This window comes from Rubrivivax sp. JA1026, assembly GCF_011065555.1.
GTDB classification, from domain to species: Bacteria; Pseudomonadota; Gammaproteobacteria; order Burkholderiales; family Burkholderiaceae_C; genus Rubrivivax; species Rubrivivax benzoatilyticus.
The window spans coordinates 577202-599769 of record NZ_JAALCQ010000002.1 but is presented as its reverse complement, the minus strand read 5'-3'; the positions used below and the strand labels follow the sequence as shown (position 1 = coordinate 599769).

Annotated in this window: 22 protein-coding genes and 1 riboswitch; of the genes, 15 read left to right on the top strand and 7 right to left on the bottom strand. The window is 71.7% G+C overall.

The window, feature by feature from the left end; all coding sequences use genetic code 11:
* Positions 1-108 precede the first annotated feature (108 nt).
* Positions 109-1290 (top strand): methionine adenosyltransferase, encoded by a 1182-nt coding sequence (gene metK / locus G5B56_RS06385; RefSeq protein ID WP_009858758.1) that lies wholly within the window; start codon positions 109-111, stop codon positions 1288-1290.
* Between the two features lie 140 nt (positions 1291-1430).
* On the opposite strand, the gene purT is transcribed toward metK, so the two are convergent.
* On the bottom strand, positions 1431-2636 hold the full coding sequence (purT, locus tag G5B56_RS06380) for a formate-dependent phosphoribosylglycinamide formyltransferase (protein WP_164962666.1): 1206 nt from the start codon (positions 2634-2636) through the stop codon (positions 1431-1433).
* A 138-nt stretch (positions 2637-2774) separates the two neighbouring features.
* Here purT and G5B56_RS06375 point away from each other — a divergent pair, with 138 nt between their 5' ends.
* Positions 2775-3272: a hypothetical protein gene (locus G5B56_RS06375; RefSeq protein ID WP_009858760.1), complete on the top strand. Its 498-nt coding sequence runs from the start codon at positions 2775-2777 to the stop codon at positions 3270-3272.
* On the opposite strand, the gene G5B56_RS06370 is transcribed toward G5B56_RS06375, so the two are convergent.
* Complete coding sequence (locus G5B56_RS06370; protein ID WP_164962665.1) at positions 3273-4097, bottom strand: HAD-IIB family hydrolase; 825 nt, start codon at positions 4095-4097, stop codon at positions 3273-3275.
* A gap of 30 nt (positions 4098-4127) precedes the next feature.
* On the opposite strand from G5B56_RS06370, the gene ppk2 reads away from it, so the two are divergent.
* The 4 genes from ppk2 to G5B56_RS06350 all read left to right on the top strand — a co-directional run bounded on the left by ppk2 (position 4128) and on the right by G5B56_RS06350 (position 8670).
* On the top strand, positions 4128-5291 hold the full coding sequence (ppk2, locus tag G5B56_RS06365; protein WP_009858762.1) for a polyphosphate kinase 2: 1164 nt from the start codon (positions 4128-4130) through the stop codon (positions 5289-5291).
* A 60-nt stretch (positions 5292-5351) separates the two neighbouring features.
* Positions 5352-5432: riboswitch (S-adenosyl-L-homocysteine riboswitch) on the top strand.
* An 85-nt stretch (positions 5433-5517) separates the two neighbouring features.
* A complete protein-coding gene (gene ahcY, locus G5B56_RS06360) occupies positions 5518-6954 on the top strand; it encodes an adenosylhomocysteinase (protein WP_009858763.1) in 1437 nt (478 codons plus the stop codon).
* A 130-nt stretch (positions 6955-7084) separates the two neighbouring features.
* Complete coding sequence (gene metF, locus G5B56_RS06355) at positions 7085-7927, top strand: methylenetetrahydrofolate reductase [NAD(P)H] (protein ID WP_009858764.1); 843 nt, start codon at positions 7085-7087, stop codon at positions 7925-7927.
* Between the two features lie 140 nt (positions 7928-8067).
* Entirely contained in the window at positions 8068-8670 is a 603-nt protein-coding gene (locus tag G5B56_RS06350; RefSeq protein ID WP_009858765.1) for an OmpW family protein, read from the top strand.
* 43 nt (positions 8671-8713) lie between these two features.
* Here G5B56_RS06350 and G5B56_RS06345 read toward each other — a convergent pair whose 3' ends face one another.
* From G5B56_RS06345 to G5B56_RS06335, 3 genes are all read right to left on the bottom strand, one after another.
* Positions 8714-11383, bottom strand: a complete 2670-nt coding sequence (locus G5B56_RS06345) for a S8 family serine peptidase (RefSeq protein ID WP_164962664.1) — start codon at positions 11381-11383, stop codon at positions 8714-8716.
* A gap of 73 nt (positions 11384-11456) precedes the next feature.
* Positions 11457-12056: a 5-formyltetrahydrofolate cyclo-ligase gene (locus G5B56_RS06340; protein WP_164962663.1), complete on the bottom strand. Its 600-nt coding sequence runs from the start codon at positions 12054-12056 to the stop codon at positions 11457-11459.
* A gap of 98 nt (positions 12057-12154) precedes the next feature.
* Complete coding sequence (locus G5B56_RS06335) at positions 12155-12496, bottom strand: DUF2917 domain-containing protein (RefSeq protein ID WP_164962662.1); 342 nt, start codon at positions 12494-12496, stop codon at positions 12155-12157.
* A 96-nt stretch (positions 12497-12592) separates the two neighbouring features.
* On the opposite strand from G5B56_RS06335, the gene G5B56_RS06330 reads away from it, so the two are divergent.
* The 5 genes from G5B56_RS06330 to G5B56_RS06310 are packed head-to-tail and all read left to right on the top strand — an operon-like array spanning position 12593 to position 18490.
* On the top strand, positions 12593-13522 hold the full coding sequence (locus G5B56_RS06330; RefSeq protein WP_009858769.1) for a LysR substrate-binding domain-containing protein: 930 nt from the start codon (positions 12593-12595) through the stop codon (positions 13520-13522).
* A gap of 47 nt (positions 13523-13569) precedes the next feature.
* Positions 13570-15597 carry a transglycosylase SLT domain-containing protein gene (locus G5B56_RS06325; RefSeq protein WP_164962661.1) on the top strand — a complete coding sequence of 676 codons (2028 nt, stop codon included), beginning with the start codon at positions 13570-13572 and terminating at the stop codon, positions 15595-15597.
* Between the two features lie 3 nt (positions 15598-15600).
* Entirely contained in the window at positions 15601-16557 is a 957-nt protein-coding gene (locus tag G5B56_RS06320) for a complex I NDUFA9 subunit family protein (protein ID WP_009858771.1), read from the top strand.
* Positions 16558-16583: 26 nt separating this feature from the next.
* On the top strand, positions 16584-17267 hold the full coding sequence (locus tag G5B56_RS06315) for a glutathione S-transferase family protein (protein ID WP_164962660.1): 684 nt from the start codon (positions 16584-16586) through the stop codon (positions 17265-17267).
* Entirely contained in the window at positions 17264-18490 is a 1227-nt protein-coding gene (locus G5B56_RS06310; RefSeq protein ID WP_164962659.1) for a multifunctional CCA addition/repair protein, read from the top strand. Before G5B56_RS06315 ends, G5B56_RS06310 begins: the two co-directional genes overlap by 4 nt.
* Before the next feature lie 17 nt (positions 18491-18507).
* Here G5B56_RS06310 and G5B56_RS06305 read toward each other — a convergent pair whose 3' ends face one another.
* Positions 18508-18699 carry a DUF2905 domain-containing protein gene (locus G5B56_RS06305; RefSeq protein ID WP_009858774.1) on the bottom strand — a complete coding sequence of 64 codons (192 nt, stop codon included), beginning with the start codon at positions 18697-18699 and terminating at the stop codon, positions 18508-18510.
* 5 nt (positions 18700-18704) lie between these two features.
* The gene (locus G5B56_RS06300; RefSeq protein ID WP_164962658.1) at positions 18705-19790 is read right to left on the bottom strand and encodes a class I SAM-dependent methyltransferase; all 1086 of its coding nucleotides are present in this window, start codon (positions 19788-19790) and stop codon (positions 18705-18707) included.
* A gap of 18 nt (positions 19791-19808) precedes the next feature.
* Here G5B56_RS06300 and G5B56_RS06295 point away from each other — a divergent pair, with 18 nt between their 5' ends.
* From G5B56_RS06295 to G5B56_RS06280, 4 genes are read left to right on the top strand one after another with little or no spacing between them, the layout of a single operon-like run.
* Positions 19809-20612 carry an SDR family oxidoreductase gene (locus tag G5B56_RS06295; protein ID WP_164962657.1) on the top strand — a complete coding sequence of 268 codons (804 nt, stop codon included), beginning with the start codon at positions 19809-19811 and terminating at the stop codon, positions 20610-20612.
* Between the two features lie 9 nt (positions 20613-20621).
* Complete coding sequence (locus G5B56_RS06290; RefSeq protein WP_009858777.1) at positions 20622-21014, top strand: dihydroneopterin aldolase; 393 nt, start codon at positions 20622-20624, stop codon at positions 21012-21014.
* Positions 21011-21946: a tRNA 2-thiocytidine(32) synthetase TtcA gene (ttcA, locus tag G5B56_RS06285; RefSeq protein ID WP_029718607.1), complete on the top strand. Its 936-nt coding sequence runs from the start codon at positions 21011-21013 to the stop codon at positions 21944-21946. The genes G5B56_RS06290 and ttcA overlap by 4 nt, the downstream gene beginning before the upstream one ends.
* A complete protein-coding gene (locus tag G5B56_RS06280) occupies positions 21943-22554 on the top strand; it encodes a DUF4136 domain-containing protein (protein WP_009858779.1) in 612 nt (203 codons plus the stop codon). The genes ttcA and G5B56_RS06280 overlap by 4 nt, the downstream gene beginning before the upstream one ends.
* Positions 22555-22568: the final 14 nt, after the last annotated feature.

The window sequence follows — 22568 nt, the reverse complement described above, 5'->3', positions numbered from 1 at the left end:
GTTGGCTCAACAAATCCGCTAAAGCGTTCGCCGCGGCTCCAGATGCATCTGACCCCGACGATCGCGAAGTCAGGGTTCGATAGACAGACAGACAGGAGCTTTTCAGCAGTGGCGAACGATTTCCTCTTCACCTCCGAATCCGTCTCCGAAGGCCATCCCGACAAGGTGGCCGACCAGATCTCGGACGCGATCCTCGATGCGATCTTCAAGCAGGACCCGCGCAGCCGCGTGGCCGCCGAGACGCTGACCAACACCGGCCTCGTGGTGCTGGCCGGCGAGATCACGACCAACGCGCACGTCGACTACATCCAGGTCGCGCGCGACACGATCAAGCGCATCGGCTACGACAACACCGACTACGGCATCGACTACAAGGGCTGTGCGGTGCTCGTCGCCTACGACAAGCAGAGCAACGACATCGCCCAGGGCGTGGACCACGCGTCCGACGACCACCTGAACACCGGCGCCGGCGACCAGGGCCTGATGTTCGGCTACGCCTGCGACGAGACGCCCGAGCTGATGCCGGCGCCGATCTACTACGCGCACCGCCTCGTCGAGCGCCAGGCCGAGCTGCGCAAGAACGGCAAGCTGCCCTTCCTGCGCCCCGACGCCAAGAGCCAGGTGACGATGCGCTACGTCGACGGCAAGCCGCACTCGATCGACACCGTCGTGCTGTCGACCCAGCACCACCCCGACCAGAGCGAGACCGCCACCAAGCTGAAGGCCAGCTTCTACGAGGCCGTCATCGAGGAGATCATCAAGCCGGTGCTGCCCAAGGAATGGCTGCAGGACACGCGCTACCTGGTCAACCCGACCGGCCGCTTCGTCATCGGCGGCCCGCAAGGCGACTGCGGCCTGACCGGCCGCAAGATCATCGTCGACACCTACGGCGGCGCCTGCCCGCACGGCGGTGGCGCGTTCTCGGGCAAGGACCCGTCCAAGGTCGACCGCTCGGCCGCCTACGCCGCGCGCTACGTCGCCAAGAACGTCGTCGCCGCCGGCCTGGCGCGCCAGTGCCAGGTGCAGGTCGCTTACGCGATCGGCGTCGCCAAGCCGATGAACATCACGGTCTACACCGAAGGCACCGGCGTCATCTCCGACGCCGAGATCGCCAAGCTGGTCGAGACCCACTTCGACCTGCGCCCCAAGGGCATCATCCAAATGCTCGACCTGCTGCGCCCGATCTACGAGAAGACCGCCGCCTACGGCCACTTCGGCCGTGAAGAGCCGGAATTCACGTGGGAGCGCACGGATAAGGCTGCGGCGCTTCGCGCAGCCGCCGGGCTGTAAGCCCCGCCGCGGCAAGAGAGGTCAGGTAAGAGGGGTCAGGTCTCACGAGACCTGACCCCAGACCTCCACGAGACCTCGCGGCAGGAGGGGTCAGGTCTCACAAGACCTGACCCCGGCGTTCTGACCCCGGTCTTCCCGACTCAGGCCACCCGCGGCCGGACCTTCGACGCTGCGAGCTTGGCGCGTTCGCGCGCCGTGTCGACGTCGTCGGCGTGCACCAGCGCCACGCCCATGCGGCGCTTGCTGAAGCTCTCGGGCTTGCCGAACAGGCGCAGCTCGCTGCCCGGCACGGCCAGCGCGTCGGCGACGCCGTCGAAGACGATGCCGGCGGCGTCGACGCCGCCGTAGACCACGGCGCTGGCGCCCGGGCTCTTCAGCGAGGCGTCGACCGGCAGGCCGAGGATGGCGCGCGCGTGCAGCTCGAACTCGTTCTGCCACTGCGTGGCCATCGTCACCATGCCGGTGTCATGCGGCCGCGGGCTGACCTCGCTGAACCAGACCTGGTCGCCCTTGACGAAGAGCTCGACGCCGAAAAGGCCCAAGCCGCCCAGGTCGTCGGTGATCTTCTTGGCGATGTCGCGCGAGGCGGCCAGCGCCGCCGGGCTCATCGGGTGCGGCTGCCAGCTCTCGACGTAGTCGCCGCTGACCTGCACGTGGCCGATCGGGTCGCAGAAATGCGTCTGCGGCTGGCCGTCGGCGCCCAGCGCGCGCACGGTGAGCTGGGTGATCTCGTAGTCGAAGTCGATGAAGCCCTCGACGATGATGCGGCCGCCGGCAACACGGCCGCCGGCCATCGCGTAATCCCAGGCCTTCTTCACGCCGTCGGGGCCGTCGATCTTGCTCTGGCCCTTGCCGCTGGAGCTCATCACCGGCTTGACGACACAGGGGTAGCCGATGCCGCCGTCGATCGCGGCCTGCAGTTCTTCCAGCGAATCGCAGAAGCGGTAGGGGCTGGTCGGCAGGCCCAGCGTCTCGGCGGCCAGGCGGCGAATGCCTTCGCGGTCCATCGTCAGCCGCGCGGCGCGCGCCGTCGGGATGCAGCGGATGCGGCCTTCGGCCTCCAGCTGCTCGAGCACCGGCGTCGCGATGGCCTCGATCTCGGGCACGACGAGCTGCGGCTTCTCGGCCTCGAGCAGCGCACGCAGCTGCTCGGGGTCGCTCATCGTGATCGTGCGCGCGTGGTGCGCGACCTGCTGGCCGGGCGCGTTCTCGTAGCGGTCGACGGCGATCGTCTCGACGCCCAGGCGCTGCAGCGCGATCAGCACCTCCTTGCCGAGTTCGCCGCTGCCCAGCAGCAGGACACGGGTGGCGGACGGGGACAGCGGCGTGCCGATGACGGTGCTCATGACGGATGGGGCGGAAGTCGGACGGAGGGCCCGGATTGTCGCCGCAGGCATGCCGCGGGCCGCTTGTCGCGCGACACAACGCGACCTTTGCCCGGCTTTTCCCGCTCAACGACTTCGCCGGACAGCCGAAAGTCAGGCATGGCCCACCTCGACGACCTCTTCGGCGCCCCGCTGCACGAGCACCGTGGCGACCGCCAGCACCGCTTCATGGAGTCGGCGGACATCAACATCGTCTTCCGCGAGCTGTTCCGCCCGCTGCAGGCCAACGTGCGCCGCGGCATGACCATCGAGGGCCAGCTGTACGGCATCGAGATGGACCCCTGCATCCCCGGCGAGCTGCTGGGCTCGACCTGGATCGCGCCGGTGGCCGGCACCGCGTCGGACCCGGAACGCCTGGCCGACAACGGCCTGCGCCGCGCGACGCTGGCCGAGCTGCTGGCCGAGCCGCGGCCGGAGGCGCTGTTCGTCTACGTCTGCGAACGCAAGATCAAGCGCCGCCCGGTGCTCTACGTCGAGCTGGCGTCCGAGGACGGCCAGTACGCCGCCGAGTACCCGATCCGCTCGGCGCGCGGCTGGCACCACCGCGAGCTGATCGAGGCGCCGTACCGCCGCCTGGGCCCGCTGGCGCTGGCCTGATCAGCGCCCGAAGCCGGCGATCACCGCCTGCGCGACCTCGGCGAAGCCGGCGCCGCGCTCGCCGCGCGTGATCCAGCGCGGCCAGGTGTGCAGCTGGGCGGCGAAACGCCGCAGGTTGGCGACGCCGACCGAACGCTCGAAGGCCCCGAACATCAGCTGGTCGTTGGTCGAGTCGCCGACGTAGACCCAGCGGTCGATCTCGCCGGCCAGCTCGCGGCCGTACAGCCGGCGCAGCATCCAGTGCGCCGCGCTCAGCTTGGTGTGCGTGCCGATCCAGCCGTTGACGTGGATCGAGCTGACGGTGGCGGTGAGGCCTTCGTCGCGCATCAGGCGCACGACGGTCTCGATCTGCGCCTCGTCCAGCCGGGCGAACTCGGAATGGTCGACGGCGATGTCGGTGACGCGGCCGTCGCTGTCGCGCGCCAGCGTCGCGCCCGGCACCTCGTGCAGCACGCGCGCCGCGGCGGCGCGCAGGCGCTCGGCGTTGTGCACGCGTTCGGCCGCGGGCTGGGCGAACTCGACGCGTGCACCGTCGCCGTCGGGGATCAGCGCCGCGCCGCCGTTTTCGGCGACCATCGCGTCCAGCGGCCAGGCGCCCAGCAGCGGCAGGCACCAGCCCAGCGGCCGCCCGGTGATCGCGATCACCGGCACGCCGGCGGCCCGCAGTTCGGCCAGCGCGGCGGCGGCCGGCGGATCGATCCTGCCCTCGGCGGTCAGCGTGTCGTCAATGTCGGTGAAGACGCCGAGGCTGCCGTGAAGTGCGGCGGGGACGAGGTCGACGGCTTGACTCAAGATAATTGACAGCTCGGCTGGACGGTCGATCATGGGCAGGTCGAAACGTCGCGAGCGCGTCTCATGGCCCAGGATTCTGCCGCAAGCCCCCCGCCCCCCAAGCCTGCGCGACGCCCCCGTCGCCCGCGTGCCGTCGCCAGCGGCGACACCGCGCCGACGCTGTCGGCGCCGGCCATCGAGGCCAGCGTCGTGCAGCGTGCCGCCGAGCGCCACCAGACCGCGACCGCGATGGCACTGAAGGACGTGCTGGCCGCGCACGCCAACGGCGATGCCGGCCCCGATGGCGAGTGGCTGCGCCAGATGCAGGCGCTGATCGCCGGCGCCTCGCCCGACGAGGCCAAGGCGCTGCGCCGGCTGCTGTTCGCACGCGAGACCGTCGTCCCCGAGGGCGTCGACCCCGACCTCGAGCTGCGCCCCGGCTGGCGCGACGGCGGCTACCCGTACAAGAACCTGATGTCGCGGCGCAGCTACGAGCGCCAGAAGTACCGGCTGCAGGTCGAGCTGCTGAAGCTGCAGGCCTGGGTCAAGGAGACCGGCCAGCGTGTCGTGATCCTCTTCGAGGGCCGCGACGCCGCCGGCAAGGGCGGCACGATCAAACGTTTCATGGAGCACCTGAACCCGCGCGGCGCGCGCGTCGTCGCGCTGGAGAAGCCCAGCGACGTCGAACGCGGCCAGTGGTACTTCCAGCGCTACATCCAGCACCTGCCGACACGCGGCGAGATCGTGCTCTTCGACCGCAGCTGGTACAACCGCGCCGGCGTCGAACGCGTGATGGGCTTCTGCTCGGACAACGAGTACGACGAGTTCATGCGCCAGGCGCCGGAGTTCGAGCGCCATCTCGTGCGCAGCGGCGTGCACCTGTTCAAGTTCTGGTTCTCGGTCAGCCGCGACGAGCAGCGCCGCCGCTTCAAGGAGCGCCGCGCCCACCCGCTCAAGCAGTGGAAGCTGTCGCCGATCGACGTCGCCTCGCTGGACAAGTGGGACGACTACACCCGCGCCAAGGAGTCGATGTTCCTGCACACCGACACCTCGGACGCGCCGTGGATCGTCATCAAGTCGGATTGCAAGAAGCGCGCGCGCCTGAACGCGATGCGCTACCTGCTGCACCGCCTGCCGTACTCGAACAAGGACCTGCACACGCTGGGCACGGTCGACACGCTGCTCGTCGGGCGCGCGGCGATCGCCAGCTTCCGCGCGGACGAATTCACGCCGGCCGCCGACGCCTGACCCCGGCCGCGGGCCGGCGCCGTTTCGCGCGCGGCCGGCCCGTGGCTACAATCGCGCACCGTTTCCGAGGAGCGTTGCAACCTCACCCGCTTGAGGCCAGGCTCGGAAATCTCACCCCCATTGCAACTGCGCTCACCCGCTCGACTGACGTCGTGGGTGGTGGGCGATGCGCTTGAACCTCCCCTGACGCCTGCCGCGCGGGTTCCAACCGAACTGGAGCCCCGTGATGAACGCCGTCCTGAAAGCACAGCACCACCCCGATTACGCGATCGCCGACCTGTCGCTCGCCGCCTGGGGCCGCAAGGAACTCAACATCGCCGAGTGCGAGATGCCCGCGCTGATGGCCATCCGCAGCGAGTACGCCGAGAGCCAGCCGCTCAAGGGCGCGCGCATCACCGGCAGCCTGCACATGACCATCCAGACCGCGGTGCTCGTCGAGACGCTGCAGGCGCTGGGCGCGCAGGTGCGCTGGGCCTCGTGCAACATCTTCTCGACCCAGGACCACGCCGCCGCGGCGCTGGTCGAGCGCGGCACGCCGGTCTTCGCCTACAAGGGCGAGAACCTGACCGACTACTGGGACTACACCCACCGCATCTTCGAGTTCGGCCCCGCCGGCACGCCGGGCGAAGGCCCGAACATGATCCTCGACGACGGCGGCGACGCGACGCTGCTGATGCACCTGGGCAAGCGCGCCGAGAAGGACCTGTCGGTGCTGGACAAGCCGACGAGCGAGGAAGAGACCTGCCTGTTCGCCGCGATCAAGGCCAAGCTCGCCGTCGACCCGACCTGGTACAGCCGCAAGAGCGCCGAGATCATCGGCGTGACCGAAGAGACGACGACCGGCGTGCACCGCCTGAACGAGATGTCGGCCAAGGGCACGCTGCTGTTCCGCGCGATCAACGTCAACGACTCGGTCACGAAGAGCAAGTTCGACAACCTCTACGGCTGCCGCGAGTCGCTGGTCGACGGCATCAAGCGCGCCACCGACGTGATGGTCGCCGGCAAGATCGCCGTCGTCGCCGGCTACGGTGACGTCGGCAAGGGCAGCGCGCAGGCGCTGCGCGCGCTGTCGGCCCAGGTCTGGGTGACCGAGATCGACCCGATCAACGCGCTGCAGGCGGCGATGGAAGGCTACCGCGTCGTGACGATGGACTGGGCCGCCGACAAGGCCGACATCTTCGTCACCGCCACCGGCAACAAGAGCGTCATCACCTTCGACCACATGGCGAAGATGAAGCACAACGCGATCGTCTGCAACATCGGCCACTTCGACAACGAGATCGACGTCGCGTCGCTCGAAGCCAAGTGCCAGTGGGAGGAGATCAAGCCGCAGGTCGACCACGTCATCTTCCCGGACGGCAAGCGCATCATCATGCTGGCCAAGGGCCGCCTGGTGAACCTGGGCTGCGCCACCGGCCACCCGAGCTACGTGATGAGCTCGTCGTTCGCGAACCAGACGATCGCCCAGATCGAGCTGTTCACGCACAGCGACTACTACGAGGTCGGCAAGGTCTACGTGCTGCCCAAGCACCTCGACGAGAAGGTCGCGCGCCTGCAGCTGAAGACGCTCAACGCCGAGCTGACCGAGCTGACCGAAGAGCAGGCGGCCTACATCGGCGTGCCCAAGCAAGGGCCCTACAAGCCGGATACGTACCGGTACTGAGCCCCCGCAGCGCCTTCGGCGCTCCCCCGCGGCCCGGCAGAGCCGGGTCGCGGCGCTTGCTTGATGGGCCGCTGTTCCGCCAAGAGGCGGACACGGCCCGCTTCTCTCATGCCCGCCCGCGAGTTCGCCCATGAGCACCACGCCCGTCAGCTTCGAGTTCTTCCCGCCGAACACGCCGGTCGGCGCGGACAAGCTGCGCACCGTCGTCCAGGATCTGGCGGCGGTGAACCCCGAGTTCTTCAGCGTCACCTACGGCGCCGGCGGCACGACGCGCGAGCGCACGCTGGACACCGTCAAGGCCATCGCCGCGATGGGCCACGAGGCCGCGCCGCACCTGTCCTGCGTCGGCAGCACCGAAGCCAACATCGCCGAGATCCTGGCCACCTACCGCGAGCAGGGCATCCGCCGCATCGTCGCGCTGCGCGGCGACCTGCCCAGCGGCACCGCGACCGCGGGCGAGTTCCGCTATGCCAGCGAGCTCGTCGAGTTCATCCGCCGCACCCAGGGCGACGACTGGTTCATCGAGGTCGCCGCCTACCCCGAATACCACCCGCAGCAGCGTTACGCGCGCCGCGACCTCGAGCACTTCGCGAACAAGGTCGGCGCCGGCGCCAACTCGGCGATCACGCAGTTCTTCTTCAACCCCGACGCCTACTTCCACTTCGTCGACGAGGTGCACAAGCTGGGCGTGCGTGTGCCCATCGTCCCGGGGATCATGCCGATCCACAACTACGCGCGCATCGCCCAGTTCGCCGCGCGCGACGGCATCGAGATCCCGCGCTGGGTGGCGCTGAAGATGGAAGGCTTCATGGACGACACCGCGTCGGTGCGCGCCTTCGGCATCGAGGTCGTCACGCGGCTGTGCGAACGGCTCATCGCCGGCGGTGCTCCGGCGCTGCATTTCTATACGCTGAACCAGTCCTCGCTTTCGCTGGAGATCTGCCGCAGACTCGGCTTGGCTCAAGACGCCTGACGTCGGTCAAGAGCAACACAAGAGCCGGCGGAACTGGTGTTTGCCCCTAGGGCTTTGCGCCAGCTCAAAGTTGACGTTTGCGCAGGCGCGCCAAATTGATCCAGGCCATGTGGCCAGATCAAAAGCTGAGGAGTTTCTCCATGTTCAAGCGCACCGCGCTCGCCCTCGTCGCCCTGTCGGCCGGTCTGGCCGCCCCGCTGGCCCAGGCCCAGGCCGACGACTCCGGCTCCTGGATCGTCCGCGGCCGCGCGCTGTACCTGGATCCGGCCAACAAGGGCACGGACCTGGACCTCAACGCCAACTCGAAGACGTTCCCGGAAGTGGACATCACCTACTTCTGGACGCCGAACCTGGCCACCGAGCTGATCCTGACCTACCCGCAGAAGCACGACGTGAAGGCCGGCAGCGCCAAGATCGGCACGCTGAAGCACCTGCCGCCGACGCTGACGCTGCAGTACCACTTCACCGGCCTGAACGGCTTCCGCCCGTACGTCGGCGCCGGCATCAACTACACCCGCTTCTCGAGCGTCGACCTCGACGTTCCCGGCGCGAAGATCGACAAGAACAGCTTCGGCGCGGCGCTGAACGTCGGCGTCGACGTTCCGCTGGGCGACGGCTGGCTGTTCAACGTCGACGTGAAGAAGGTCCAGATCCGCACCGACGTCTCGATCGGCGGCACCGACCACGGCACCTTCAAGGTCGACCCGCTGCTCGTCGGCATCGGCATCGGCAAGCGCTTCTGATGCCCCCGCGAGCCCGGCCATGCCGGGCCGCGTGTCCAACGTCCTAGCGTTTCCAGGAGGCCGCCCGCGAGGCGGCCTCCGCGTTTGCGGCCCCCAGCGCCGACAGCAGGAAGTCCAGCCCGCCGCGGTCGCCGGTCAGGTCCACCGGGGTCAGGGTCGCGCCCAGCACCGGGTAGGCGCCGCAGGCCTCGCCGCTGGTGCAGAGGCTGCCGTCGTTGTCGTAGTCGCTGCCGGCGACGATCGCCACCGAAGACGAGCGCACGCCGTCGACGCGGTAGCGATAGACGCCGCCGCTGGCGCGCACCAGGCCTCGCCGCACCACCTCCCGGGTCGCGGTGTCGTATACCAGCACGTAGATCGGGCCGATGTCGACGCCTGTCGTGGCGGCCAGCTTCTGCACGGCCAGCGTGACGCTCAGCGTGCGGCGGCTGGTCTGCACCGTGACCGTCGGCGTGTAGACGCCTGCGGCCAGGGCGTTGCGGTCCACCGTGACGCGGTAGCGGCCCAGGCCGGCCGCGTCCACCGCGACGGCGGCGACCGTCACCGCGACGCTGTCGGCCGCGACGCCGGTGACGGTCTCGTCGGTGGCGGCCGTGGCACGCACGACGAAGTCCAGGCCGGTGGTGGTGGTGCCGAAGTCCAGCGCCGACGGCTGGGTCTCCAGGACGCCCTGCGCCCCGGGCACGGCACCGCCGTTCTTCAGCGCCAGCGCGGCCCGCACCGCCTTGGCCGCGTTGACGATGCCCCAGCCGTAGGCGGTGTCGCGGCCGGCCGCCCCCTGGTCATCGCTCAGCTGCCCGGACTGCAGCAGCGCGTCCACCTCGTCGACCGTCAGCGCCGGGTGGACCCAGCGCATCAGCGCCAGCACGCCGGCGACGTGCGGCGTCGCCATCGAGGTGCCCTGGAAGGCGCCGTAGGTCGGCACGCGCACGCCGCCGGCATCGAAGCCGGCCAGCGTGCCGTAGACGCCGTCGGGCAGGCCGCTGCCGGTGGTCGCGACGCGCATGTCGCCGCCGGGCGCGGCCAGCGCCACCTCGGCCCCGCCGTTGGCGTAGTAGGCCAGGCCGCGCTGCGCGTCGGTGGCCGTGACCGCGAGCACGCCAGCGCAGTTGGCGGGGTAGTTCACCGCCGCCACCCGCCCGGCGTCGCGCGCCGAGTCGTTGCCGGCCGCCGCGACGACCAGCGTGCCCTGGGCCCGCACCTGGCCGAGCAGCGCGACGGTGGCGGCGTCGCAGGCGATGCCGGCGCCGCCCAGGCTGAGATTGGCGACGTCGGCGCGCCGCTCGGGCAACCGGCCCGAGTCGTTGGCCAGCCGCGCCGCGTAGCGCAGGCCCTGCAGGACGTCGTAGAACGTGCCCTCGCCACCCCGGCCGAGCACACGCAGCGGCATCACCAGCGCCATCGGCGCAACCCCGGCGACACCGTCGCCGTTGAAGCTGGCCGCGGCCACGGTGCCGGCAACGTGGGTGCCGTGGAACGACGGCTGCGACGCGGCGCTGCGCAGGTCGTCCGGGTCGGCGTCGAGGCCGCCGCCGTCACCCGCCGAGGCCGGGTCCTGGATGAAGTCGTAGCCGGTGGTGATCTGGCCGGCGAAGTCGGGATGCTCGGCGACGATGCCGGTGTCCAGCACCGCGACGATCGGCCGCTGCGTCGGCTGCGGCTCGATGGCGACCAGCGTGTCCATCGCCGACGGCAGCGCGATCTGCTCGTAGTGCCAGCGCTGCAGCGAATAGCGCGGGTCGTCCGGCGGGAAACGGCCGACCAGCGCCGTGGCGCGCAGCGGGCGGTTGACTGTGACGTGATCGAAGGCCCCGCTCGCCGCCAGGCGCTTGGCGTACTGCAGCGTCTCGACCTGCAGCCGCGAGTCGGCGGACAGGCGGTCCATCCAGGCCGGGCGGCGCGCCTCACGCCAGGCCGCCTCGTCGGCGCCGCCCAGCGCGAGCAGGCCGCGGCGGCGCGTCTTCTCGTCGGCGGCCAGGGCCATCAGGCCGACCCGCCCGGGCGCCACGCCGCCTTCCAGCAGCGCCAGCCCGTGGGTCCGGGACAGCGCACCGGCGGCGTGCACGCGCGCGCTGCCGGCGTCCAGGCCGACGACGAGCTGCCCCGGCACGAGCGGCCCGGCACCGCCGGTGACCGTCGAGTTGAAGCACGCGCCGGAAGCCCCCGCCGCCGCGATGCGCAGGTTGTAGAGCGAACCGCCGGCGTAGGCGTCGACGAGCGCGACGTACTCGCCGGCCGCGCTGATGCGCACGCACTCGGACAGCGACACGCCGTTGGACACGCCGACCAGCAGGTACGAGTCGCCGTTGCGGCGGAAGACGTACAGGTCGAGGTCGTTGGTGGCGGAGTCGGCGGTGAAGTCCAGCTGCAGCGTCTGCCCGGCGGCCAGCGTCACGCGGAAGAAGTCGCCCGGATCGCCGCCGGCGCGGCTGGCGCCGGCGGGCCCGGCGCCGGCCAGGTTGACGGTGCCCATCACCTGGCTGGTGGCGGCGATCGGCTGCGCGCTGTCGGCGTCGTCGTTGGCGACGCGGCGCTGGTTCGGGTCGTTGGTGTCGCCGTCGACGACGAGGTTGGACGACACCGACAGCGTGCCCTCCACCGCGTTCCCGCCGCCGCCGCCACCACCGCCGCAGGCGGACAGGACCGCCAGCACGACAGTCGCCAGGGCGGCAGACAGCGGGTGCAGCGCACGGTGGCGACCCAGTTGGCTCATCGTGGACTCCTGCGACGCCCGGAAGACGTCTTCGAGGACGGGCCACCCGGCGCGGCGGGCGGCCGCACGGCGCTCAGATGTCGGGATGCTGCCAGTGCACGCCGTCCTCGGTGAGGACGACGTCCAGCGGCACGTCGTGCGGCTCGGCCTCGAGCCAGGGCACGAAGCCGTGGGCATAGGCGACGCCGACGGTCAGCGGCCGCGGCTGCAGCGTCGCCAGCGTGCGGTCGTAGAAACCGCCGCCGTAGCCCAGGCGCACGCCGCCCGGGCCGAAACCGACGCAGGGCACGAGCAGCAGGCCGGGCTCGAACTGCTCGGTGTCCTTGGGCTTGGGGATGCCGTAGGCGTCCTCTTCCATCGGGCAGCCCGGATACCAGACATGGAAACGCAGCTGCTTGGTCTCGCGGTCCATCACCGGCAGGCCGATGCGGCGGTCGGGCTCGGCCTCGCTCCAGCGGTACAGCGCCGGCAGCGCGTCGAACTCGCCCTTGATCGGCCAGTAGGCACCGATGGTGTTCTCGACGCGGCCGATGAGCCACACGCGCAGCACCTCCTGCAGGTGCACCGAGCGCTGGTGGCGGTCGACCAGCGACTGCCGTTCGGCCTGGAGCTGGCGCCTCAGCGTCTTCTTGTCGCGGGAGGGCTGCAGCGGCAGCGGGAACGGCAGGTTCATGACCTCCGATTGTGAGGCCTGGCGCCCGGCCAGCCTAGACGGGCGCGATGCGCCCGGCCCCGTTCACCGAGCGCTGCGGCGCGGCTTCCGGCGCCGAATCAGGCGGCGTGCGCCGCACCCCAGGGCGCGTGCCAGCGGCCAGGACGCGCCGGGCGACGCGCCGGCGCCTTGCACGGCGCCTCGAGCAGCTCGACCTGCGCCGAGGGCCAGCCTTCGATGACCCACTCGCTGCCGCAGGGCAGTTCGTGGCGCTGGCCGGCGTCCAGCCAGATGTCGGCTTCGTAGGGGCCGGCACCACTGCGCGTCAGCCAGACACGGCCTTCGGAGACCACCAGCCAGCGCGGCTGGTTCGCCGCCGGCACGCGCATCGCCATGGCCGGACCGACGGCCCACTCCCACGGTGCGTTTTGATGCGGATTGCTCATGACGGCTTGCGACATCGCGGACTCCAGAATTCGACTGCCTGGCCGCTATTTTCGGCAGCGCAAGACCCCGGGTCCAATCGAAAATCTGCGCCGCATTGATAATCAAAGCGCATGAATCGCCCACGCCAACGCCCGCTGTCGATCGGCCCGCTGCGCGCCTTCGAGGCGGTCGCACGCCGGCTCGGCTTTCGCGCCGCCGCCGACGAGCTGCACCTGTCGCAGCCGGCGATCAGCCGCCAGATCCGCTCGCTGGAGGACGAGATCGGCGTGCCGCTGCTGCTGCGCGGCACGCGCCACGTCGAGCTGACCAGCGCCGGCGAGGCCTTGCTGCGCACCGTCGCGCCGCTGCTCGACCGCCTGGACGCCACCGTGCACCAGATCCGCGTCGCCCAGGGCCGGCGCCAGGTGAACCTGACGACCTGGCCGTCGTTCGCGTCGATGTGGCTGCTGCCGCGGCTGCAGCAGTTCCAGCGCGAGCACCCGGGCATCGACATCCGGGTCTCGGCCACCGACGCCATCGTCGAGCTCGACGACCCGGAACTCGACCTCGCGCTGCGCTACTGCCACCCCGATGACGCGCCGCCGGGCTCGACGCCGATGTTCGGCGAGGTGCTGACGCCGGTGGCCAGCCCCGCGCTCGGCCCGCTCGCGCGCCCGGAGGACCTGGCGCCGATGACGCTGCTCGAGGAGGACTCGCAGCTGCCCAGCGTCGAGTACCTGAGCTGGCGCCACTGGCTCGCCGCCAAGGGCGTGCCCGACCTCGAGCCGCGCGGCTGGCTGTACCTGAACTACACCTACCAGCAGATCCAGGCCGCCACCGCCGGCCAGGGCGTGGCGCTGGCCCGGCTGGCGCTGGTGCGCGAGTCGCTGGAGCGCGGCGAGCTCGTCGAGCCCTTCGGTCCGGCCGGGCGGCTGCGCTCGCCGTTCGCCTACTGGCTGGTGCGCTGGCCGGCGCGGCGCGAGCGGCCCGAACTCGCCGCCTTCGAGGACTGGGTGCTCGAGCAGGCGCTCGCCACGCGGGCCGCGCTGGAGTCGGCCTGATCGCGCCGCGGGCCGACGGTTACTCGCGATCCGCTAGATTCCGAGCCATGACCGCCCTGCATCGCATCATCCGCCGGGCCCCCGCGCGCACCGTCGCCGTCGCCGCGCTCGCGCTGGCCTTCGTGCTGCCGGCTGCCCGCGCGCAGACCGGCGACGACCTGATCCTCGACGCCCGCGCCGCGGCGCAGAAGGGCGACCGCGCCCGGCTGTCGGCGCTGCGCACCGCGGCGCTGTTCGCGTCGCACCCGCTGGCGCCCTGGGTCGACTACTGGGACCTGTCGGGCCGGCTGCGCGAAGCCGACGCCACCGAGGTCGAGGCCTTCTACCGCCGCTGGAGCGGCCAGTACGTCGAGGACCGGCTGCGCAACGACTGGCTGCTCGAACTCGGCAAGCGCCGCGACTGGGCGAACTTCGCCCGCGACGTGCCGCGCTTTCGCATGAACGACGACCGCGAGGTCACCTGCTACACGCGGCTGATCGAGCACCAGTCCGGGCGCGACGTGCGCCAGGCCGCGCTGGAAGCCTGGTACGCCCAGCGCGAGGCCGACGACGGCTGCACGCTGCTGGCGCAATCGATGTTCGCCGCCGGCCGCTTCAACGCCGACGACGTCTGGCAGCAGGCCCGACTGGCCTTCGAGCTCGAGCGCCAGAACTCGGCACGCGGGCAGCGCTCGCTGCGTGCCGCGGTGGCCCTGCTCGGCCCCGAGACCACGAAGGCGGTCGACGACGCGGTGGCCAACCCGGCGCGCACGCTGGCGCGCACCGACACCGCGCCGGCGGTGGCGCTGCTGGCGCTGCTGAAGCTGGCGTCCAACGACCCGCCGGCCGCCGCCGCGCAGCTCGCCGCCGGCGGCTGGGAGCAGCGCCTGGGCCGGCGTGACGCCGCCTTCGCCTGGGCCTTCACCGGCAAGTGGACGGCGGTGCTGCAGCAGCCGCAGGCGCTGGACCACTACCGCCGCGCCTGGACGCTGGCCGGCGCATCGGCCCCCGGCTGGAGCGACGACACGCTGGCCTGGGGTGCACGCGCGGCGCTGCGCGCCGGCGACGCGCCCGACCGCTGGCCGCTGCTGGCACGCGCGATCGACGCCATGAGCCCGGCCGAACGCGCCGACGCCGCCTGGGTCTACTGGCGCTCGCGCGCGATGGCCGCCAGCGCCGCGGCGGGCGCCGCCGGCGAGGCCGACCGCACGGCGGCGCGTGCGATGCTGCAGTCGATCGCCGGCCAGATGCACTTCTACGGCCAGCTCGCCGCCGAGGATCTGGGGCTGCCGTTCGTGCTGCCGCCCCCGCCGCGCACGCTGCAGCCGGCCGAACGCGAGGCGGCGCGCCTCAACCCCGGCTTCGCACGCGCGCTGCAGCTGATCGACCTGGGCCTGCGCAGCGAAGGCCAGCGCGAGTGGAACTTCTCGCTGCGCGGCCTGGCCGAGCGCGACCTGCTCGCCGCCGCGCAGATGGCCTGCGAGCGCGAGGTCTGGGACCGCTGCATCTTCACCAGCGACCGCAGCAAGGCCGAGATCGACATCGCCCAGCGCTTCCCGACGCCGCACCGCGCCGCGCTGACGCAGACCGCGCGCCGCGTCGGCCTGGACCCGGCCTACGCCTTCGGGTTGATCCGCCAGGAGTCGCGCTTCATCACCGTCGCCCAGTCGAGCGTCGGCGCCAGCGGGCTGATGCAGGTGATGCCGGCCACGGCACGCATCGTCGCGCGCCGCATCGGCCTGGACTACAAGCCGGCGATGCTCACCGACCCGGACACCAACCTGCTGCTGGGCACGAGCTACCTGAAGATGGTGCTCGACGACTTCGCCGGCTCGCAGCCGCTGGCCACCGCCGGCTACAACGCCGGCCCGAACCGGCCGCGGCGCTGGCGCGACGCGCCGGCCGTCGAGCCCGCCGCGTGGGTCGAGGCGATCCCGATCGGCGAGACGCGCGACTACGTGAAGAAGGTGCTGTCCAACGCCGTCTACTATTCCGCCGTGCTGGGCGGCACCCCGCCGTCGCTGAAGGCCCGGCTGGGCGGCCCGATCGGCCCGCCCGCCCCGAATGCCCCTCCCGTCGATCGTGACCTCCCCTGAACCATGAAGAACGTTCTCGTCCTCGGTGGTACCGGTTTCGTCGGCCGTTCGCTCGTCGAACGGCTGGTCGAGCGCAACGGCGGCGGCGGCGGCCGCGTCATCGTGCCGACGCGCCGCCTCTCGCACGGCGTCGTGCTGCGCTCGCTGCCCACCGTCGAGCTCGTCGAGGCCAACGTGCACGACGAGCGCACGCTGGCACGCCTGGTCGCCCAGGCCGACGCGGTCATCAACCTGATCGCCATCCTGCACGGCAGCCGCGAGCAGTTCCAGCGCGTGCACGTCGAGCTGCCGCGGCGCATCGCGCATGCCTGTGCCGCCGCCGGCGGCCGGCGTGTGCTGCATGTCAGCGCGCTGGGTGTCGGCGCCGGCGGGCCGTCGAACTACCTGCGCAGCAAGACCGAGGGCGAAGCCGCGCTGCAGTCGCCCGGCGTCGCGCTGACCATCGTGCGGCCGTCGCTGATCTTCGGCACCGAGGACCGTGTGCTCAACGTCTTCGCCGAGCTGCAGGCGATGGCGCCGTTCGTGCCGCTGCCCGGCGGCGGCGCGAAGATGCAGCCGGTGTGGATCGAGGACGTCACGACGGCCATCGTGCGCTGCCTGGACGACAAGGCGACGATCGGCCAGGTCTACGAGCTGGCCGGCCCGAAGGTCTACACGCTGTCGGAGATCGTGCGCCTGGCCGGGCGCTGGTCGGGCCACGAACGGCCGCAGTTCCCGCTGCCCGACGCCGTCGGCCGGCTGCAGGCGCTGCTGATGGAGATGATGCCGGGCACGCCGCTGATGTCGCGCGACAACCTCGACTCGATGCGCGTGGCCAACGTCGCCAGCGGCAAGCTGCCGGGCCTGGAGGCGCTGGGCATCACGCCGACGGCGATGGAGGCGATCGCACCCGCCTACCTGGGCCGCGCCTTCGGGCGTGCACGCTACGACCGCTGGCGCGGGCACGCGCGCCGCGGCTGAACGTCCTGAACGAAAGAACGCCCGAGATGAGCCTGCAACTGGTGATCGGCAACAAGAACTACTCGTCGTGGTCGATGCGGCCCTGGGTGCTGATGCGCCAGCTCGGCATCGTCTTCGACGAACGCAAGCTGCGCTTCGACTTCGCCGAGGGCTCGGACTTCCGCCGCCAGGTCGCCACCGTCAGCCTGGCCGGGCTGGTGCCGGTGCTGCTGGACGACGGTTTCGCCGTCTGGGACACGCTGGCGATCACCGAGTACCTGGCCGAACGTTTCCCGCAGGCCGGCGTCTGGCCGGCCGATGCGAAGCAGCGGGCGCGGGCGCGCAGCCTGTGCGCCGAGATGCACGGCGGCTTCGGCGCGCTGCGCCGGCATTGCGCGATGAACATCGAGGCCGCGCTGCCCGACGTCGGCGAGCGCCTGTGGGCCGAGCAGCCGGCGCTGCAGCGCGACGTTGCGCGGCTCGAGGCGATGTGGGCCGAGGCGCTGGACGCCAGCGGCGGCCCCTTCCTGTTCGGCGAGTTTGGCGCCGCCGACGCGTTCTACGCGCCGGTCTGCACGCGGCTCGTGAGCTACGCGCTGCCGGTGTCCGACGCCACGCGCGCCTACGTGCGGCGGGTGCTCGCCGCGCCGGGTGTCGCCGCCTGGATCGCCGACGCGCTGGCCGAAGCCGATTTCATCGCCGACGAGGAACCGTACCGCAGCAGCCGATGAGCGGACGTTTCTACGTCGTCGGCGGCGCGGTGCGCGACGCGCTGCTGGGGCTGCCGGCGAGCGACCGCGACTGGGTCGTCGTCGGCAGCACGCCGCAGGAGCTGGTCGCCGCGGGCTTTCGCCCCGTCGGGCGCGACTTCCCGGTCTTCCTGCACCCCGAGACCGGCGAGGAGGTCGCGCTGGCGCGCACCGAGCGCAAGTCGGCGCCGGGCTATCGCGGCTTCACGATCCACGCCGACCCGTCGGTGACGCTGGAAGACGACCTGCTGCGCCGCGACCTGACGATCAACGCGATCGCGCGCGCCGAGGACGGCACGCTGGTCGACCCGCACGGCGGCCAGCGCGACCTGCAGGCGCGCATCTTCCGCCACGTCTCCGACGCCTTCGTCGAGGACCCGGTGCGCCTGCTGCGCCTGGCGCGGCTGGCGGCGCGTTTCACCGACTTCACGGTCGCGCCGGAGACCGAGGCGCTGCTCGAACGCCTGGTCGCCGACGGCGAGGTCGACGCGCTGGTGCCCGAGCGGGTCTGGCAGGAGCTGTCGCGCGGGCTGATGGAAGCGCGGCCCAGCCGCATGTTCGAGATCCTGCGCCGCTGCGGCGCGCTGGCGCGGCTGCTGCCCGAACTCGACCGGCTCTGGGGCGTGCCACAGCCGCCGGAGCACCACCCGGAAGTCGACTGTGGCGTGCACACGATGCTGGTGCTGGACATGGCCGCCAGGCTGCAGGCACCGCTGACGGTGCGCTGGGCCTGCCTGATGCACGACCTGGGCAAGGGCACGACGCCGGCCGACGTGCTGCCGCGCCACCTGGGCCATGAAGGCCGCAGCGCCACGCTGGCGCGGGCGGTGGCCGATCGCTGGCGTGTGCCCCACCCCTGCCGCGAGCTGGCCGACCTGGTCGCGCGCGAGCACGGCAACCTCCACCGCAGCAACGAGTTCGGCGCCGCCGCCGTCGTGCGCCTGCTCGAACGCTGCGACGCCTTCCGCCGCCCGGAACGTTTTGCCGAGGCGCTGTGGGCCTGCGAATGCGACGCCCGCGGCCGCAGCGGGCTCGAGGACCGACCCTATCCGCAGCGTGAACGCCTGACGGCGCTGCTGGAGGCCGCTCGCGGTGTCGACACCGCGGCCGTGGCGGCGGCCGCCGCGGCCCGCGGCGCCAAGGGGCCGCAGATCGCCGCCGCGATCCAGCTTGCCCGGGCCGACGCCGTCGGCGCGGCGCTGTAACGGCTCGGCCGCCCCGGTCAGACCAGCAGCGAGATCAGCCCGACGAGCACGCTCAGCACCGCCGACGAGGCCAGCGGGAAGTACCAGTCGCGGCCGCCGACGCGCACGCGGAAGTCGCCCGGCAGCCGGCCCAGGCCGATGCGCCGCAGCAGCTGCTGCAGCCCGTTGAACAGCAGGAAGGCGACGAGGAAGACCAGCAGCCAGCGCATCGCGGCTACAGCGTGTGCGTCCGGTCGCCGGCGGCGAACCCGACGGGAGCGAAATCCGGCAGCCCCCTTGCAAAGCCGATCACCTTGAACAGCTCGCCCATCTCGTGCTCGGTGACGAGCTTCTGCGCGTGGGCGATCGTGCGCGCGTCGGCACCTTCGAGCAGCTCGAACAGCCCGCAGTTGGCGAGGAACCGCGCCTGCGAGGTGTAGCCGATCACGTCCAGCCCGGCGTCCTGGCCGGCCAGCGCGACCGCCGTGAAATCGACGTGCGCGGTGATGTCCTTCTCGCCGACCTCGACCAGCGGGTCGGTGTCGGCGCGGTGCGCGCGGTGGCACATCAGCGTGCCGCCGCGGCGCTGCGGGTGGTAGTACTCGCGCTCGGGGAAGCCGTAGTCGGCGAAGAAGGCCGCGCCGCGCACCAGCCGCGTGGCCAGCGTCGCGACGAAGGCCGAAGCCTGCGCCGGCAGCTCGATCGTGGTGCCGGGCTGGAAGCCGGTCTCGACCGGCGGCCGGAGTTCGGTCGGCCGGTCGGCCCAGGCGAAGCGGCCACCGTCGTCGACGACGCCGCGTTCGAACCAGCGTCCGCCGTCCCAGTGCAGCAACTGCACCGGCATCGCGTCGAGCACCTCGTTGCCGACGACGACACCTTCGATCGCCTCGGGCAGCGTGTCGTGCCACTGCACACGCGGCGCGAACGGCGCCAGGCGTTCGGCCTGGCGCGCGCGCAGCGTGCCCGACAGGTCGACGACGTGGTAACGCGTGTCGGGTGGCAGCGCGGCGAGCAGCTGCGACGCGAAGGCGCCGCTGCCGGCACCGAACTCCCAGACCTCGTGCGCGCCGGCGGCGGCCAGCGCCTGCGCGACCTGGCGCGCGAACGCGGCGCCGAACAGCGGCGACAGCTCCGGCGCCGTGACGAAATCGCTGCCCGAGGCCGGCATCGTGCCGAACACCGGGGCGCCCCGGGTGTAGTAGCCCAGGCCCGGCTCGTAGAGTGCCGCAGCCATGAAGCGGTCGAACGGCCACCAGCCACCGTCGGCACGCAGGCGCGCGGCGATGCGCGCCGATAAACTGTCGGGTTCGCCTGTGGTCACGCGGGCATTGTAGGAAGCATGGAAACAGCCCAGGTCGGAGCCCACGTCGGCAGCGCAGACGCCGCCCGCAGCGGCCGCCCGGTCGCCCTCGTCACCGGCGCCGCGCGCCGCATCGGCCGCGCCATCGCGCTCGAACTCGCCGCCCACGGCTGGGACGTGGCGCTGCACCACCGCGCCTCGGCTGCCGACGCCGAGGCCGCGGTGCGCGCGCTGGCCTCGGTCGGCGCACGCGGCCAGGTGTTCGCCGCCGACCTCGCCGTCGAGGCCGAGTGCGAAGCGCTGCTGCCGGCCGTGCAGGCCGCTTTCGGCCGCGTCGACGCCGTCGTCAACAACGCCTCGCTGTTCGAGTACGACACGACCGAGGACTTCGGCTACGCGGCGATGGAGCGCGCCTGGCGCGCCAACGTCGCGCCGGCCGTCGTGCTGGCGCGCGCGCTGGCCCGCGCCGGCGGCGGCTGCGTCGTCAACCTGCTCGACCAGAAGCTCTGGAACCCCAACCCCGACCACCTCTCGTACACGCTGTCCAAGGCCGCGCTGCGCGAGGCGACGACGCTGCTCGCCCAGGCGCTGGCGCCGGCGGTGCGCGTCTGCGGCGTCGCACCCGGCGTCACGCTGCCTTCGGGCGACATGGACCAGGCCGAGTTCGCCGCCGCCCACCAGATGACGCCGCTCGGGCGCTCGTCCACCGCCGCCGACGTCGCGCGCGCGGTGCGTTTCGTTCTCGAATCGCCGGCCATCACCGGCACCACGATCCTCGTCGACGGGGGCCAGCATCTGCAGGCCCAGGCGCGCGACGTGCTGTTCCTCGCCCGCCAAGGCTGACCCCTCATCATGCAGAGCCTCCCCTTCTCCGCCACGCTGCGCGACTGCCGGCGCCTGTTCCTGCGCGACCACGAGATCCACGTCAACATCGGCGTGCACGACTTCGAGAAGCAAGGCGAGCAGCGCATCGTCATCAACGTCGACCTCTGGGTGCCGCTGGCGCTGTCGACGCCGAGCGAGGACCGCCTCGACGAAGTGCTGGACTACGACTTCATCCGCAGCACCGTCGCCGAACGTGTCGCGCGCGGCCACATCCACCTGCAGGAGACGCTGGCCGACGACCTGCTGCGCTCGCTGATGGCCCACCCGATGGTGCGCGCGGCGCGCGTCTCCACCGAGAAGCCCGACGTCTACCCCGACTGCGCGGCGGTCGGCGTCGAGGTCTTCGGCTGCAAGGAATGAACACGATGGACACCGTCATCACCACCGACGCCGCGGCGGCGAAGAAGGCCGCCTTCGAAGCCAACAAGCTGTCCAAGCGCCTGCACCGCCTCGTCGGCCAGGCGATCGGCGACTTCAACATGATCGAGGCCGGCGACCGCGTGATGGTCTGCATGTCCGGCGGCAAGGACAGCCACGCGCTGCTGGACATCCTGCTGTCGATGCGCGAGCGCGCGCCGATCGACTTCGAGATCGTCGCCGTCAACCTCGACCAGAAGCAGCCCGGCTTCCCGGCCGAGGTGCTGCCGACCTACCTGAAGAGCCGCGGCGTCGAGTTCCGCATCGAGGAGCAGGACACCTACTCGATCGTCAAGCGCCTGGTGCCCGAGGGCCAGACGATGTGCAGCCTGTGCTCGCGGCTGCGCCGCGGCGTGCTGTACCGCGTCGCCAGCGAGATCGGCGCGACCAAGATCGCGCTCGGCCATCACCGCGACGACATGGTCGTCACGCTGCTGATGAACATGTTCTTCGGCAGCCGCATGAAGGGCATGCCGCCGAAGCTGGTCAGCGACGACGGCCGCCACGTCGTCATCCGGCCGCTGGCCTACGTCGCCGAGACCGACCTGGAGCGCTGGGCCGAACACCGGGCCTTCCCGATCATCCCGTGCTCGCTGTGCGGCAACCAGGAGAACCTGCAGCGCGTGCAGATCAAGAAGATGATCCGCGAGTGGGAACGCCAGTACCCGGGGCGGATCGACAACATGTTCACCGCGATGGGCAACATCGTCCCGTCGCACATGATGGACCGCAAGCTCTATCCTTTCGAGACGCTGCGCGCCACCGGGGTGGCCGACGCGGACGGCGACAAGGCCTTCGACGAGGAGCCTTGCGCGCCGCCGCCGCCGGCACCGGGCGCGCTGCGCATCGCACCGGACTCCGAGGACACGCCATGAAGACCTGGATCGGCGCCGCGGCCGTTGCCGCCGCGGCCCTGCTCGCCGGCTGTGCGGGCCTGAACAGCGTCACCGCCGACGTCTCGAGCTACGGCTCCTGGCCCGCCGAGCGGGCGCCCGGCACCTACGCCTTCGACCGCCTGCCGTCGCAGCAGGCGCGCGCCGCCGAGACCGAGCGCCTGGAACTGGCCGCCCGCCCGGCGCTGGAGCAGGCCGGCTTCACGCCGGCCGCCGCCGGCCAGGCGCCCGACGTGCTGGTGCAAGTCGGTGCCCGCGTCACCCGCGCCGAGCAGATCATCTGGGACGACCCGCTGTGGTGGCGCGGTGGCTGGGGCTACTGGCGCAACTCGCCGTGGTACGGCCCCGGGCCGTTCTGGGGCCCCGGGTACATGGACCGCGTGACGCGCTACGAAGGCGAGGTCGCGGTGCTGCTGCGCGACCGCGCCAGCGGCCAGCCGCTGTTCGAGGCGCGCGCCAGCCTGGACAGCCATCGCGGCCTCGATGACCCGACGCTGGCGGCGATGTTCTCCGCCGCGCTGATGGACTTCCCGAAGACCGGCGTCAACCCGCGCCGCGTCGTCGTGCCGCTGGCGCCCGACGCACGCTGAAGCCGGCTCAGCCC